At 73.4% G+C, this 13,907-nt stretch carries 12 protein-coding genes; 2 read left to right on the plus strand and 10 right to left on the minus strand.

Features of this window, described 5'->3' with window-relative positions:
- Window positions 1-6: 6 nt before the first annotated feature.
- The 5 genes from ACFYM0_RS36480 to ACFYM0_RS36500 form a co-directional block, all read right to left on the minus strand.
- Window positions 7-1,002 (minus strand): methionine synthase, encoded by a 996-nt coding sequence (locus ACFYM0_RS36480; RefSeq protein ID WP_388509600.1) that lies wholly within the window; start codon window positions 1,000-1,002, stop codon window positions 7-9.
- A complete protein-coding gene (locus ACFYM0_RS36485) occupies window positions 999-1,688 on the minus strand; it encodes an SDR family oxidoreductase (protein WP_388509603.1) in 690 nt (229 codons plus the stop codon). The genes ACFYM0_RS36480 and ACFYM0_RS36485 overlap by 4 nt, the downstream gene beginning before the upstream one ends.
- A 53-nt stretch (window positions 1,689-1,741) precedes the next feature.
- Window positions 1,742-2,086 (minus strand): DUF1330 domain-containing protein, encoded by a 345-nt coding sequence (locus ACFYM0_RS36490; protein ID WP_388509606.1) that lies wholly within the window; start codon window positions 2,084-2,086, stop codon window positions 1,742-1,744.
- 136 nt (window positions 2,087-2,222) lie between these two features.
- Window positions 2,223-5,639 carry a S8 family serine peptidase gene (locus ACFYM0_RS36495; protein WP_388509610.1) on the minus strand — a complete coding sequence of 1,139 codons (3,417 nt, stop codon included), beginning with the start codon at window positions 5,637-5,639 and terminating at the stop codon, window positions 2,223-2,225.
- A 61-nt stretch (window positions 5,640-5,700) separates the two neighbouring features.
- Entirely contained in the window at window positions 5,701-6,681 is a 981-nt protein-coding gene (locus ACFYM0_RS36500; protein WP_388509613.1) for a GlxA family transcriptional regulator, read from the minus strand.
- 126 nt (window positions 6,682-6,807) lie between these two features.
- On the opposite strand from ACFYM0_RS36500, the gene ACFYM0_RS36505 reads away from it, so the two are divergent.
- Window positions 6,808-7,740: an NADP-dependent oxidoreductase gene (locus ACFYM0_RS36505; RefSeq protein WP_388509616.1), complete on the plus strand. Its 933-nt coding sequence runs from the start codon at window positions 6,808-6,810 to the stop codon at window positions 7,738-7,740.
- Window positions 7,741-8,036: 296 nt separating this feature from the next.
- Here ACFYM0_RS36505 and ACFYM0_RS36510 read toward each other — a convergent pair.
- Both ACFYM0_RS36510 and mnmA read right to left on the minus strand, forming a co-directional pair.
- Window positions 8,037-8,934, minus strand: a protein-coding gene (locus tag ACFYM0_RS36510) for an IS5 family transposase (protein ID WP_388509619.1) whose coding sequence is annotated in 2 segments (ribosomal slippage) — window positions 8,037-8,582 and window positions 8,584-8,934 — 897 coding nt in all. Because the reading frame shifts where the segments join, the coding sequence is not laid out codon by codon here.
- A gap of 191 nt (window positions 8,935-9,125) precedes the next feature.
- Window positions 9,126-10,271 (minus strand): tRNA 2-thiouridine(34) synthase MnmA, encoded by a 1,146-nt coding sequence (mnmA, locus tag ACFYM0_RS36515; protein ID WP_388509622.1) that lies wholly within the window; start codon window positions 10,269-10,271, stop codon window positions 9,126-9,128.
- 70 nt (window positions 10,272-10,341) lie between these two features.
- Here mnmA and ACFYM0_RS36520 point away from each other — a divergent pair, with 70 nt between their 5' ends.
- The gene (locus tag ACFYM0_RS36520; protein ID WP_388509625.1) at window positions 10,342-11,025 is read left to right on the plus strand and encodes an N-acetylmuramoyl-L-alanine amidase; all 684 of its coding nucleotides are present in this window, start codon (window positions 10,342-10,344) and stop codon (window positions 11,023-11,025) included.
- Window positions 11,026-11,076: 51 nt separating this feature from the next.
- Here the strand turns inward: ACFYM0_RS36520 and ACFYM0_RS36525 are convergent, their stop codons facing one another.
- From ACFYM0_RS36525 to ACFYM0_RS36535, 3 genes are all read right to left on the minus strand, one after another.
- Window positions 11,077-12,240, minus strand: a complete 1,164-nt coding sequence (locus ACFYM0_RS36525) for a cysteine desulfurase family protein (RefSeq protein WP_388509627.1) — start codon at window positions 12,238-12,240, stop codon at window positions 11,077-11,079.
- 93 nt (window positions 12,241-12,333) lie between these two features.
- Entirely contained in the window at window positions 12,334-13,203 is an 870-nt protein-coding gene (locus ACFYM0_RS36530) for a thioesterase family protein (protein ID WP_388509629.1), read from the minus strand.
- Between the two features lie 61 nt (window positions 13,204-13,264).
- Complete coding sequence (locus ACFYM0_RS36535; protein ID WP_388509668.1) at window positions 13,265-13,873, minus strand: trimeric intracellular cation channel family protein; 609 nt, start codon at window positions 13,871-13,873, stop codon at window positions 13,265-13,267.
- Window positions 13,874-13,907 lie beyond the last annotated feature (34 nt).

The raw sequence follows: 13,907 nt of genomic DNA on the forward strand, positions 1-13,907 counted from the left end.
GATCCATCACTCAGGGTTGTCGGCGAGCGACCTCGCCGCCCTGACGCAGTGCGCCTGAACCGCCCGTGCGTAGGCGGGCGAAGCGCCCGCCAGACCGCACGTCGGGGTGACCACGACGGACTCCGCCAGAGTCCCCGGGGCCAGCCCCAGCCTGCGCCAAAGCTTCCTGACACCCATGACGCTACCGCCCGGGTCCGACAACGGGCCGTCGGTCCCGGGCACCACTCCGGCGAAGAGTTTCGTACCGGCTTCGACCGCTTCCCCGATGGCGTCATCCTCGCGCTCGGTGAGCAAGGAGAAATCGAACGACACGCCCGAGACCCCGGCGCGCCGCAGCAGTCCGAAGGGCACCTCGGGGGCGCAGGAGTGGACGATGACCTCCCCGTCGTGGACGGCGAACAGCTCGCGCAGGGTCCCCTCGACGACCTGCCGGTCGACGGAACGGTAGGTGCGGTAGCCGCTGGCGGAGCGCACCCGGCCGAGCAGGACGGCGGTGAGCGAGGGCTCGTCGTACTGGAGGACGATCTCGGCGCCGGGGATCCGCTTGCGCACGTCGGCCAGGTGCTCGCGCAGGCCCTCCGCGAGCGACCCGGCCAGGTCCCGGCAGGCGCCCGGGTCCTGGAGGACGGCCTCGCCGCCGTGCAGCTCCAGGGCGGAGGCCAGCGTCCACGGCCCGACGGCCTGGACCTTGAGCCTGCCCTGGTAGCCCTGGGTGAACTCCTCCAGGGCGTCCAGGTCCTCGCCCAGCCAGGAGCGGGCCCGCTTGCTGTCGCGGCCGGGGCGGTCGCTGATGCGCCAGCCGCTGGGCTCGACGTGCGCGTACATGTCCACGAGCAGCCCGAGGGACCGGCCGATCATGTCCGAGCCGGGGCCGCGGGCGGGCAGCTCGGCGAGGTACGGGAACTCCTCGAAGGAGCCGGTGACGGTCTTGGCGGCCTCGCGGGCGTCGCCGCCGGGCAGCGAGCCGACTCCGGTGGCTCCGCCGGTGCGGCTCGTGCTCATCGACCGGGCCTGACGGTGAGGTCGCTGACCACGGCGTCGCGGGGCAGGTCGACGGCCATCACGATGGTGGTCGCGACGGACTCGGCGTCGATCCAGTCGGCGGCGTCGTAGGCCTCGCCCTCCTGGGAGCGGACCTTCATCTGCATGGGGGTGGCGGTGCGGCCGGGGTAGACGGAGGTGACGCGGATGCCGTTCTCCTTCTCCTCCGCCCGGAGGGAGTCGGCGAGGGCCTTCAGGCCGTGCTTGGAGGCGGCGTACGCGCTCCAGTCGGCGTGGGCGGCGAGACCCGCGCCGGAGTTCACGAAGACGACGGTGGCGTGGGAGGCGCGCAGGGTCGGCAGCAGGAGCCGGGTGACCTCGGCGGGGGCGATGAGGTTGACGTTGAGCTGCTGGTGCCAGGTCTTGGGGCGCAGCTCCCCCACCGGGCCGAGGTCCACGATGCCGGCGATGTGCAGGAGGGAGTCGATCCGCTCCGGAATGGCCTGCTTGGAGAAGGCCCACGACAGCCGGTCGGGGTCGGCGAGGTCCCCGACGAGCGCGCCGGCGCCGGGGTACCGGTCGGTGAGCTGCCGGGCGCGGGCGGCGTCGCGGGCGAGCAGGACGAGGTCGTCGCCGCGGGCGTGCAGGCGGTCCGCGACGGCTTTGCCGATGCCGGAGCCGGCGCCGGTGATCAGGTGAGTGGCCATGCCTCCCATGCTCGCAGGTGCCCCGCCCCGGCCACGCCGCGCCCGGGGCCGCGTCAGAGGCCGGCGGTCTCGCGGAGGGCTGCCGCCGTCTTCGAGGCGTCGTAGTCCGCGGGGACGCCGTCGACCAGGATGACGTCCCCCGCGATGTGATCCGCGCGGAGCGGGATCAGCGCCTGGTAGGCCTCCGACGCGTACCACCCCCGCGCACGCTCGAGGTCGGGGAAGCCGATCATCACGACCGTGCCGGGCCAGCTGCCCTCCATGACCTCGACCTGCCGGCCGTGGACGAGGAAGCGGCCCTCGAAGGGGTCCATGGTGGCCTGGATCTCCTCGATGTAGCGGAGGATGTCCTCGTTCATGGTCTCGGGGCGTATGTGGGCGATGGCGTAGGCGGTCATCTCGGGCCTCTTCTTCCCTGCGGGATCGGCTTGTTGGTCCGATCCTGCCCGCCGGTGGCCCCGGAGGCGATTACCTCCGGGGTCATCGTTGGGCGGGCGGGCGAGCGGGAGGGTGGGCGAGCGGGCGAGCGGGGCCTCAGCCCGCCAGGTAGGCGCGCAGGACCGTCACCTGCGACGTGTTGCCCGAGCGGTCCGTGACGGTGCCGCGCAGGGAGACCGTGCCGCCCTTCGCGGGGGTGTGGACGCCGATCCGGCCGCCCCGGACGTGGAGCGGGCGCCAGGTGCGGCCCTCGTCGTAGGAGACCTCCGCCCGGAGGGAGGCCGGGGCTGTGGCCGCCGGGCCCTGGACGGTCACCGGGAAGTTCGCCGTGCGGCCCGCCGGCAGGGTGCCGTCCAGGGCCGGGCGGGCGTCGAAGCGGACCACCGAGACCGGGAGCGGGGCCGGTCCGGCCGTCTCCCGCGAGCGGAACCACCAGGTGGCCGTGGTCTCGGAGGAGGTGGCCGAGAGCTCCGGGCTCAGCCGGGCCGTCGTAGTGAGCTCGTACGCGGCCTCGCCCGGCGGGACCGGGAAGGGGTCGCTCGACTCCAGCGGGCTCTCGCTGCGGCCCACCTCGACGCCGTCACGGCGCAGGACGGTGCTGCCGGTAGCCTCGTGGAACCCGCCCAGGTGGTTCGCGCCGTCCGCCAGCAGGGGGACGGAGCCGCCGATCGAGCCGCCGTCGCGGAACACCCCGTGCTCGGCGTCCAGCCGGGGTCCGAATACCGCCGCGTTGAAGCGCTCGTGGTAGGTGCGGCCGCCCGTGAAGCTGCGCCCGCTCTGCGCCTCGTACGCCGTCTCCTCCCGCGGGAAGCCGTTCTCGTCGTGTCCGGAGCTCTGGGTGTAGAAGAGGTCCCAGGTCACCTTGTCGAGGGTGGACACGTAGAGCGTGGCCGTGGTCGGCAGGGGCCGCCGGAGGGACATCGAGCTGCCGGAACGGCTGTCCGGGAGGCTGCCCATCGCGACGGGAGAGCCCTCTTTGCCGGGGGCGGAGGCGCCCTGGCCGATCACGAGGGCCGCCAGGTCGCGGGACTTCAGGTGCCGGGTGTAGCCGGTGGCGAGGCTCCGTACGGGGCCGCCCAGCACCGCGTGGTACTCCGTCGAGGGGCCGTCCTGCCAATGCACGTCCCACTGCTGGCTGAGCGTTCCTGCGGCGGGCGACGGGCCTGCCTGGCGGGTGCGGAAGCCGGTGAGCGAGTCGAGCCAGAAGCCGAAGCCGTAGCGTGCGCCGCCCTCGGTCAGGGTGTACGAGGGCATCACGAACTGGGCCTGCGCCGACTTCGAAGGGACCGTGATCTCCACCGGCCGGGTGGTGCGCGCGTCGAGGGTGACCGTGGTGTCGGCGGTGATGTCGAGCTGCGGCCGGACGATCCAGTCGGCGCCCTTGGTGAGGTCGAGCGGGTCGACGACGAGGGCGGCGTCGAGCAGGTAGCCGCCCTTGGGGACGCGCAGGGTGACGGTGCCGGAGGGGTCGTGGGCCTCGAAGCGGCGGGCCGCCGCGCCGCCCCTGACGCCCTGGACGGTGGTGGCGTGGTCCGTGGCCGGTTTCCCGTCGCGTCCGAGGTGGCGGAGCGTCAGATCGTAGGACTCGGCCTCGCGTTCGGCGACGGCGGCCGTACGCACGCGCTGGCCGCCGCCGGTCGCCGTCGCGGTGGTGTACGCGCTGTAGGTGCCGTCCGCCGTTCCGCCGAGGCGGGTGTCCACGGTCAGCGCGGTCTCGGCGGTGCCGCCGGCCGGGACGGTGAGACGGCGGTCGGCGAGGGTGAAGAAGCCCTCGGGCGCGGGCGCGCCGCCGGGGCCGCTGCCCTCGACGGTGAGGTCGAGGGTGACGGGCGCGGCGCCGAGGTTGCGGTAGGTGATCTTCCGGGTCTGCGGGACGTCGTCCGCGTGCGGCCAGCGCTGCATGTCGAAGGCCAGCGCCGCCTCCTGGGCGATCACGCTCTGGCCGAGCGCGCCGTCGACGGCGATCCGGCCGGCGCCCTGCTGGTACGGGGTGTACGCGGCCCCCTTGGCGGAGCCGGTCAGCGCGCCCTTGAGCTCGGCGCCCTTCCAGTCCGGGTGCTGCTGCTTGAGCAGGGCGGCGGCCCCGGCGACGTGCGGGGTGGCCATGGAGGTACCGGAGATGGTCAGGTAGCCGGCCGGGTCCTGTCCGCTCTCGCGGTCGATGACGCTTCCGGGGGCGGCGGCCGCGGTGATGTCGACGCCGGGCGCCGTGACGTCCGGCTTGACCGCGCCGTCGCCGAGGCGCGGGCCCGTGCTGGAGAAGGGGGCGAGCACGTCCGCGTCGTCGACCGCGCCGACGGTGAGTGCCGCGCTCGCGCTGCCCGGGGACTGGACGGTGCCGGGGCCGCGGCGGCCGCTGTTGCCGGCGGCGACGGCGAAGAGCACGCCCTTCTCGGCGCTGAGCCGGTCCACGGCCGCTTCGACGGGGTCGAGCTGCGGGGTGTCGGGCGCGCCGAGGCTGAGGTTGACGATGTCGGCGCCCTGGGCGACGGCCCATTCCATGCCGGCGAGGATCCCGGAGTCGCTGCCGGAGCCGCGGTCGTCCAGGACCTTGCCGTTGAGCAGTTTCGCGCCGGGCGCGACGCCCTTGAAGGCGCCGGCCGAGCGGGCGCCCGTGCCGGCGGCGATGGAGGCGACGTGCGTGCCGTGGCCGAAGCGGTCCGCGGCGTCCTCGGAGCGGGAGAAGTTCTGCTCGGCGACGACCTGGCCGGCGAGGTCGGCGTGGGTGGCGTCGATGCCGGTGTCGAGCACGGCGATCTTGACACCGGCGCCGTCGTATCCGGCGGCCCAGGCCCGGTCGGCGCCGATCTGCCGGGTGCTCTTGTCCAGGGTGGCGGTGCGCTCGGCGTCGAGCCAGACCCTGGCGATGCCGGGGGCCGCGGCGCGGCCTCCGGCGTCCTGCCGGGGGTCGGTGAGCGCTTCCCAGAGGGCGGCGGCGGCTCCGGGGGCCGCGCTGACGGCCTCGGCGTCGAGGGTGGGGTAGCTCCGGGTGACCTGCGCGCCGCCGGCGGCCCGCAGGGCGGACCGGGCGGCGGTGGCGGGGCCCTCGTAGCCGACGATCAGCTGGAGCCGGCCGGAGGGGCGGGCCAGGTACTCGGGGCGGCTCAGCTCGGTGATGTCGAACAGGCGCGGGTCGAGCTTTCCGGCACGGATCAGCGGCCTGGCGTCGTACGGCACGACGCTGGTGCGGCCGTTCTCGGTGTGCACCGAGAACGGTATGTGCGCGCGGCCCTCGGCGCGTTCGAGGGAGACGGGCCCGCCGTCGGCGGCGAGGACGACGCGGTCGCCGGTGACGAGGGTGATGCGGGTGGTCGGGGCCCGTCCGGCGGCGGCTGGCGCCCCGTTCCCGGTGCCCGCGGACCCGGGGCCCCTCGGGGCGGTCGCGGAGCGTGTGCCCGATAAGCCGGTCCCGGGTGCCGCGGCGGCCGGGGTGGTCAGCCCCGCCGCGAGCGCGAGGGCGGCGGCCGCCGCGATCGAGGCCGCCGCCCCCGTCCTGGTGTGGTGGTTGCGCACGTGGTTCCCCCTGAGAAGAAGAGTGCAGGGCCACGCAGTATGCCGATGTCCTGACGGTCCATCAATGGTGCGCAGGAGCATAGGAGTTGGGCTGGAAGGTGCGCCGGTAGGCAATCGGGGAGATACCGAGTGCGGAACGCATGTGCTGGCGCAGCGAGTTCGCCGAGCCGAAGCCGGAGCGGTGGGCCACCAGGTCGACGGGGAGGTCGCTGGTCTCCAGCAACTGGCGGGCCATTTCGAGGCGCTGGCCGGTGAGCCACTGCACCGGGGTCATGCCGACCTCGTCGCGGAAGCGTCGGGTGAAGGTGCGCAGGCTCATCCGGGCGTGGGCGGCCAGCTCGGCCAGGGCGATCGGCTCCCCGAGGCGTTCCAGGGCCCAGGCCCGGGTGGCGGTGGTGGTGGCCACGGTGGGTTCGGGGACGGGCCGCACGATGTACTGGGCCTGCCCGCCGTCGCGCCACGGCGGGACCACGCACAGCCGCGCGGTGAGGTTGGCGACGGCGCTGCCGTGGTCGGCGCGGACGAGGTAGAGCAGGAGGTCGATGCCGGCGGCCACCCCGGCCGAGGTGAGGACGTCGCCGTCGTCGACGAAGAGGACGTCCTCGTCGAGCTGGACCCGCGGGAAGGCGCGCCGGAATTCGGGCGCGTGGACCCAGTGGGTGGTGGCGGGCCGTCCGTCGAGCAGCCCCGCGGCGGCGAGCACCTCGGAACCGGTGCAGATCGACACGATGCGGGTGCCGGGACGGATCCGGGCGAGGGCGTCGGCGAGGGGCTGCGACAGCGGCTCTCCGCGCAGCAGCCCGGGCAGGGAGTGGGTGGGCGGGACGATCACGGTGTCGGCCGCCGCGAGGGCCTCGGGCCCGGCGCTGACGCCGATGGTGAATCCCGCGTCGGTCGCCACGGGCCGGCCGTCCGCCGTGCAGACGGTGACCTCGTAGAGGGGTCCCCCGTCCGGGGCGTGGGCGTTCCCGAAGACCCGCGAGGGCATGCCGAGCTCGAAGGGGGCGACGCCCTCGAGGGCGAGTACGGCTACGCGGTGCATGGCCAGATTCTGTCACATGGTGGCCATCCGGTCACCACCATGCGGGCCGGCCCCGGGCCAAGCTGGTGCCATCGGCCGGGGAAACCGGCAGGTGACAGCAGACCGAGCACGATCAGGGAGACATTCATGCGCGCCATCGTCGTCAGCCAGTGGGGCGGACCCGAGGTACTGACCGAGACCGAGACCGAGCGGCCGGAGCCGGGCCTCGGGGAGGTCCTGGTACGGGTCCACGCGGCCGGGGTGAACCCGGTCGACTGGAAGACCCGCGCCACCGGCGGCCTGATCGCGTGGGGCCCGGTCCCCGCCGTCGGCTGGGACGTATCCGGCACCGTCGAGGCGGTCGGCCCGGGGGTGACCCTGTTCCAGCCGGGCGACGAGGTCTTCGGCATGCCGCGCTTCCCGCACCAGGCGGGCGCGTACGCCGAGTACGTCACGGCCCCGGCCCGCCACCTCACCCGCAAGCCCGCCGCGATCGACCACGTCCAGGCGGCCGCGCTCCCCCTGGCCTCGCTCACCGCCTGGCAGGCGCTGACCGACACCGCGGGCCTCAAGGCCGGGCAGCGGGTCCTGGTGCACGCGGCGGCCGGCGGTGTCGGGCACTTCGCCGTCCAGATCGCCAAGGCGCTCGGCGCGTACGTGATCGGCACCGCGAGCGCCGCAAAGCACGAGCTCGTACGTTCCCTCGGGGCCGACGAGGTGATCGACTACCGGACCACCGCCTTCGAGGACGTGGTCTCGGACGTCGACGTCGTGATCGACGGCATCGGCGGCGACTACGGGGTGCGTTCCCTGAAGGTGCTGCGCCCCGGCGGGCACCTGATCACCCTGACCAGCCCCGACCAGGTCCCGGCGGACGCCGAGGGCTTCCGCACCGGCTGGACCCTGGTCGAGCCCGACCACGCGGGCCTCAGGGCCGTCGCGGCCCTGGTGGAGGAGGGGAAGCTGCGGCCGGTCGTCGACACGGTGCTTCCCCTGGCCGAGGCCGCGAAGGCCCACGAGATCGGCGAGCGGGGCCGGACCACCGGCAAGATCGTCCTGACGGTGTCCCAGGCCGGCTAGAGCCTGTCTCTTTGACTTCACGCTGATAGGGCCACGTGCAAGGGTGGTGGCCATGCCACGGCTTGGTCACCGCCTCCGGTCCTTCAGATTCGCGTTCGGGCTCGCTCCAACGAGCTTCACGGCATGCCTGGAGACAGGTGGCACGGCCCTGGAACACGCTCTGGCGGGCGAGGCGACGCTCTGCGGCATTCCTCGACGCCAGGTGACGGTCTACCGGCATCTGTTCGTCGCGAAGAGGTCCGGGACGTGCTCGGACTGCCGGGTGAGGGCAGTCGATGCCTCGTCCGGGGCCTGAGCTAAGGCTTTCCTGGCGAGTCGGCGTCCTCAGCCCTGGGCAGGCGCGTCCAGATCAAGATGGCAGCGAGGTGGAGTGCGCCCTCGTAGGCGATGGCGAGTTTGTCTGTTCGCATGGCCAGGCCGCGCCACTGCTTGAGACGGTTGATGCACCGCTCGACGGTGTTGCGCTGTTTGTATGCCTCCGCGTCGAACCCGGGCGGACGACCGCCAGCCCGGCCTCGCCGGAGGCGGTGCCCGACCTGGTCGGAGGGCTGCGGGATGACAGCCCGAATGCCTCGGCGGCGAAGGTGCCGACGGATTGCCCGGGACGAGTAGGCCCGGTCCGCAAGGACGAAATCGGGGCGGGTTCGTGGCCTGCCCAGGCCGGTGCGCGGGACTCGGATGCGAGCCATGACCGCCTCGAAAGCAGGCGCGTCGCCAGCCTGACCAGGGGTGATATGGAGGGCGAGGGGCCGTGCCTGGCCGTCACTGGCAAGGTGAATTTTTGTGCTCAGGCCGCCTCGGGAGCGTCCGAGTGCGTGATCGGCAGGTTCAGCTTTGCCTACTTCCTTTCCTGGCCCTGGCCCCGGCCGCGTGCTGGTGGGCTCGGCAAACAGTGGAATCCACGGATACTGCCCACTCCACCTCGTCCGCCGCGTCCGCTTGGGCGAGTACGGCTGCGAAGATCCGATGCCAGGTACCGTCCACGGCCCACCTGATCAGGCGCTTGTGCGCGGTCTGGAACGAGCCGAGCTCGTCCGGCAGGTCACGCCAGGGTGAGCACGTGCGGTACTTCCACGCGATGGCTTCCAGGGTTCGGCGATGGTCGGCCCAACGCCGACCGCGGACTGGATCGGCCGGCATCAGCGGCTCGATCCGGTCCCACATCGCATCAGTGATCACTAATCGGACGGGCATATCCGATCAACTGACCAACCGATCAAAGAGACACGCTCTAGGCCCGGGTCTGCCGGGGCCCCGTCTGCTGGGCTCCGGTCTGCTGGGCCCCCGTCTGTTGGGCCCCGGTCTGTTGGGTCCCTGTCGCCGGGCCCCTGTCCGCCGGGGCCCCGGTCCGCCCAGGGCCCAAGCCTGCCGGGGCCCAGGCCTGCCTAGGCCGAGGCGGCCGCGCCCGCGCTCGCCCGGGTCGTCGTGGAGATCGTGGCGGAGCCGACCACCCGGGTGCCGTCGTAGAGGACGATCGCCTGGCCGGGGGCCACGCCGCGGACGGGCTCGGTGAAGCGGACGCGCAGTTCGCCCTCCACCAGCTCGGCGAAGACCTCGGTCTCGCCGCCGTGGGCGCGCAGCTGCGCGGTGTAGGTGCCCGGGGCGGCGGCCGTGGAGCCGCACCAGCGGGGGCGGATCGCGGTGAGGGCGGTGACGTCGAGGGCCTCGACGGGGCCGACGGTGACGGTGTTGTTCACCGGGGAGATGTCGAGGACGTAGCGCGGCTTGCCGTCGGGGGCCGGGTGGCCGATCCGCAGGCCCTTGCGCTGGCCGATGGTGAACCCGAAGGCGCCCTCGTGGGTGCCGACCTTCTCGCCGGTGACCTCGTCGACGATGTCGCCCTCGGCCTTGCCGAGACGGTTCGCCAGGAAGCCCTGGGTGTCGCCGTCGGCGATGAAGCAGATGTCGTGGCTGTCGGGCTTCTTCGCGACGGCCAGCCCCCGCTCCTCGGCCTCGGCGCGGATCTCTTCCTTGGTGGTGAGGGTGTCGCCGAGCGGGAAGAGCGCGTGGGCGAGCTGCTTCTCGTCGAGCACGCCGAGGACGTAGGACTGGTCCTTGGCCATGTCGGAGGCGCGGTGCAGCTCGCGCGTGCCGTCCTCGTTCAGGACGACGGTGGCGTAGTGGCCCGTGCAGACGGCGTCGAAGCCGAGGGCGAGGGCCTTGTCGAGCAGCGCGGCGAACTTGATCTTCTCGTTGCAGCGCAGGCAGGGGTTCGGGGTGCGCCCGGCCTCGTACTCGGAGATGAAGTCCTCGACGACGTCCTCGCGGAAGCGCTCGGCGAGGTCCCACACGTAGAACGGGATGCCGATGACGTCGGCGGCGCGGCGGGCGTCGCGGGAGTCCTCGATCGTGCAGCAGCCGCGGGCTCCGGTCCTGAAGGACTGCGGGTTCGCGGACAGGGCGAGGTGGACGCCGGTCACGTCGTGCCCGGCTTCGACCGCGCGGGCGGCGGCGACGGCGGAGTCCACACCGCCGGACATGGCGGCCAGGACGCGGAGGGGGCGGGGGACGCTCGGCAGGTTCTCAGTCATAGCACCGTCCAGGGTACGGGGGAACCGCGCGGGGTCACAGCGCGTTCTCGGTGGCAGGGGGTGGATCACCATGGGGAGCAAGAGCGACAAGGGCGGTACGGGGGGCAAACGGCCCGGGCGGACCCGCAGGGCGGTGCTGTTCGGCGGGCTCGGGGTGCTGACGGCCGCGGCGGTCGCCGGGCGCGATGAGATCGGGCGGGCCTGGTGGCTGGTGCCCGGGGTGTCCAAGCCCCGGAAGGAGGGCGAGCTGGACCACGCGGGGGCGTCCTGGACGGCGGCCTCTCCGGCGAACTGGCGGCTGGCGGACCGGCCCGCCGACTACCGGGTGGACCGGATCGTGGTCCATGTCACGCAGGGCGGCTTCAAGTCCTCGGTGGACGCCTTCAAGAATCCGTTCCACCGGGCGTCGGCGCACTACATCGTCGGCCAGGACGGCCACATCGAGCAGATGGTGCGCGAGCTCGACGTCGCCTTCCACTCGGGCAGCCGCTCCATGAACGAGCGCAGCATCGGCATCGAGCACGTCGGGTTCGTGGACCGGCCGAAGGACTTTACGGACGCGATGTACGAAGCTTCGGCGCGGCTCGCCGCCGACGTCTGCAAGCGGTACGGGATACCCGCCGACCGCAAGCACTTCCTCGGCCACTCCGAGGTGCCGGGCGCCGACCACACGGACCCCGGCCGCCACTGGGACTGGGACCGCTACCTCCGCATGGTCAACGAGGCCGGCGCCGCGGGTGCCAAGGCCGCCTGAGGGGTGTCGTGCCGATCAGGCCGGGACACCCGGCCTGGTGCGGTCACACCCCTAGCTCAGCCCCGCCGTGCGGGCGCGGGCCACGGCCGGGCCGATGGCGGCGGCGACCGCGTCCACGTCGGCCTGCGTGGAGGTGTGGCCGAGGGAGAAGCGCAGGGTCCCCCGGGCCAGGCGCGGGTCGGTGCCGGTGGCCAGCAGCACGTGGCTGGGCTGGGCCACTCCGGCCGTGCAGGCGGAGCCGGTGGAGCACTCGATGCCCTGGGCGTCGAGCAGGAGCAGCAGGGAGTCCCCCTCGCAGCCGGGGAAGCTGAAGTGGGCGTTGGCGGGGAGCCGGCCGTCCGGGTCTCCGCCGAGGACGGCGTCGGGGACCTCGCGGAGCACGGCGGCGACGAGCCGGTCTCGCAGGGCTCCGATCTCGGCGGCGAAGCGTTCGCGCCGCTCGGCGGCGAGGACGGCGGCCACCGCGAAGGCGGCGATGGCCGGGACGTCGAGGGTGCCGGAGCGCACGTGCCGCTCCTGGCCCCCGCCGTGCAGGACGGGTACGGGGCTCTGGTCGCGGCCGAGCAGCAGCGCGCCGATCCCGTACGGTCCGCCGACCTTGTGGCCGCTCACGGTCATGGCGGCGAGCCCGCTGTCGCCGAAACGGACGTCGAGCTGGCCGAAGGCCTGGACGGCGTCGGAATGCAGCGGGATGCCGGACTCGCGGGCGACGGCGGCCAGTTCGGCGATCGGCATGACGGTGCCGATCTCGTTGTTGGCCCACATGACGGTGGCGAGGGCGATGTCGTCGGGGTTCCGCTCGACCGCCTCGCGGAAGGCCTCCGGGTGCACGCGCCCGTAGCGGTCGACCGGCAGGTACTCGACCTGCGCGCCCTCGTGCTCGGCGAGCCAGTGCACGGCGTCGAGGACGGCGTGGTGCTCCACGGGACTGGCGAGGACACGGGTCCGGGCGGGATCGGCGTCGCGGCGGGCCCAGTAGAGCCCCTTGACGGCGAGGTTGTCGGCCTCCGTGCCACCGGCGGTGAAGACCACCTCGCTCGGACGGGCCCCGAGCGCGTCGGCGAGGGCCTCACGGGCCTCCTCGACGGTGCGGCGGGCGCGGCGGCCGGCGGCGTGCAGGGAGGACGCGTTGCCCGTGACGGCGAACTGCGCGGTCATCGCCGCAGCGGCCTCCGGCAGCATCGGGGTGGTGGCGGCGTGGTCGAGGTAGGCCATGATCCCCCGATTCTACGAGTCCCCCGCACCCCCGATCCCCCGCCGGGGCCAGGGAACCGCCCGCCGGGGCCGGCGGGCGCTCCGCAGGGTGCCTCAGGAGGCCTTCGGCGCCACGCGCGGAGCGCTCGCCAGCTGGCGGGACTGGGCCACCAGCCGGTCCGCCGAGTCCCAGACCTCCGCGTCCTCTTCCAGGAAGCCGCCCGCCAGGTTCCGCGTGGTGATCGACACCCGGAGCGGACCGGGCGCGGGGCGGTGGCGGATGTGGGTGGTGAGTTCGACCGTGGGGGTCCAGCCGAGCAGGCCGAGGTCGAAGGAGGTCGGCGGGAGCGCGTCCACCGCGAGGAGCAGGGAGAAGGGGTCCGCGTCGCGGCCGTCCGCGAGCTCGAACCAGGCGCGCATCTCGCCCTTGCCCGAGGGCCGGCCGATGGCCCAGCCGGCGGTCGCCGGGTCCAGGCGCAGCCGGAGCCGGTCCACGATCGCCGAGCTGCCGGGGATCGGGGCCGGTCCGGCCTCGGGGCCGAGGCAGTCCTCGTAGGCGGGGATCACGGGCGGGAGGGCGGTGGTGTGGACGGAGTCCGGGAGCGCGGCGAGGTCCCCGTAGGAGGCCAGGACGCGGATCCGCTCGATCTCGGCGCCGCTCTCGTCGAACTGGAACAGGGAGGCCTGCCCGGTGGAGAGGGTGCGGCCGACCCGTACGACCTCGGTGCGGATCACGGCGGGGCCGGGAACCGACGAGGTCAGGTAGTGCGCGGAGACCGTGAAGGGGTCCGGGTGCGGCAGGGCCGACGACAGGGCGCGGCCGACGAGGGCCAGGAGGTAACCGCCGTTGACGGCGGTGATGATCGTCCACCCGGCGGAGAGGTTCGCGTCGTACACCCCGGGCTCGCCCGCACGGGCGGTGATGGTGGTGTCGCGGTCGAACTCGCTGTCGCCGATGGACGCCTTGGCAGCTGCGTGTGACATGGAACGACCGTACACCCGACCCCTACTAAGCGGTAGCTTTCCTTGGTGTGGCCCTGCGCGCCTACGGCTCCTCCGCCACCGACGAGCGGCGGTTCCACGCGAGGGGCGCCCGCCAGTGGTAGCGGATGGCCAGCAGCCGCAGCACGAAGGTGGTGACGATCGCCAGGCCCGTCGTGATGGCGTTCAGGTGGTCGAAGCTGATGAAGAGCGCCACCATCGAGGCGCCGATGACGGCCGGCACGGCGTACATCTCGCGGTCGCGCAGCAGCGAGGGCACCTCGTTGACGAGGACGTCGCGCAGCACGCCCCCGCCGACGGCGGTCGCCAGGCCGAGCGCGGCTGACGCGGTGAGGCCCAGGCCGTACTCGTACGCCTTGGTCGTGCCCGTCACGCAGAACAGCCCGAGGCCGGCCGCGTCGAAGACGTTGATGGCGCGGTTGATGCGCTGGACCTCGGGGTGCAGGAAGAAGACGATCGCCGCGGCGACCAGCGGTGTGACGAAGAACCCGAGGTCGCTGAAGGCGGCGGCGGGGGTGGCACCGATGACGATGTCGCGGAACAGGCCGCCGCCGAGGGCGGTGACGAGCGCGAGGACGACGATGCCGAAGACGTCGAAGTTCTTGCGTACGGCGAGCAGGGAGCCGGCCGTGGCGAAGACGAAGATGCCCATGAGGTCCAGGGTGTGCTGGACTCCGGGCGGGAAG

Origin of the sequence: Streptomyces sp. NPDC006487 (assembly GCF_042870555.1) — a bacterium.
Taxonomy (GTDB): Bacteria; Actinomycetota; Actinomycetes; order Streptomycetales; family Streptomycetaceae; genus Streptomyces.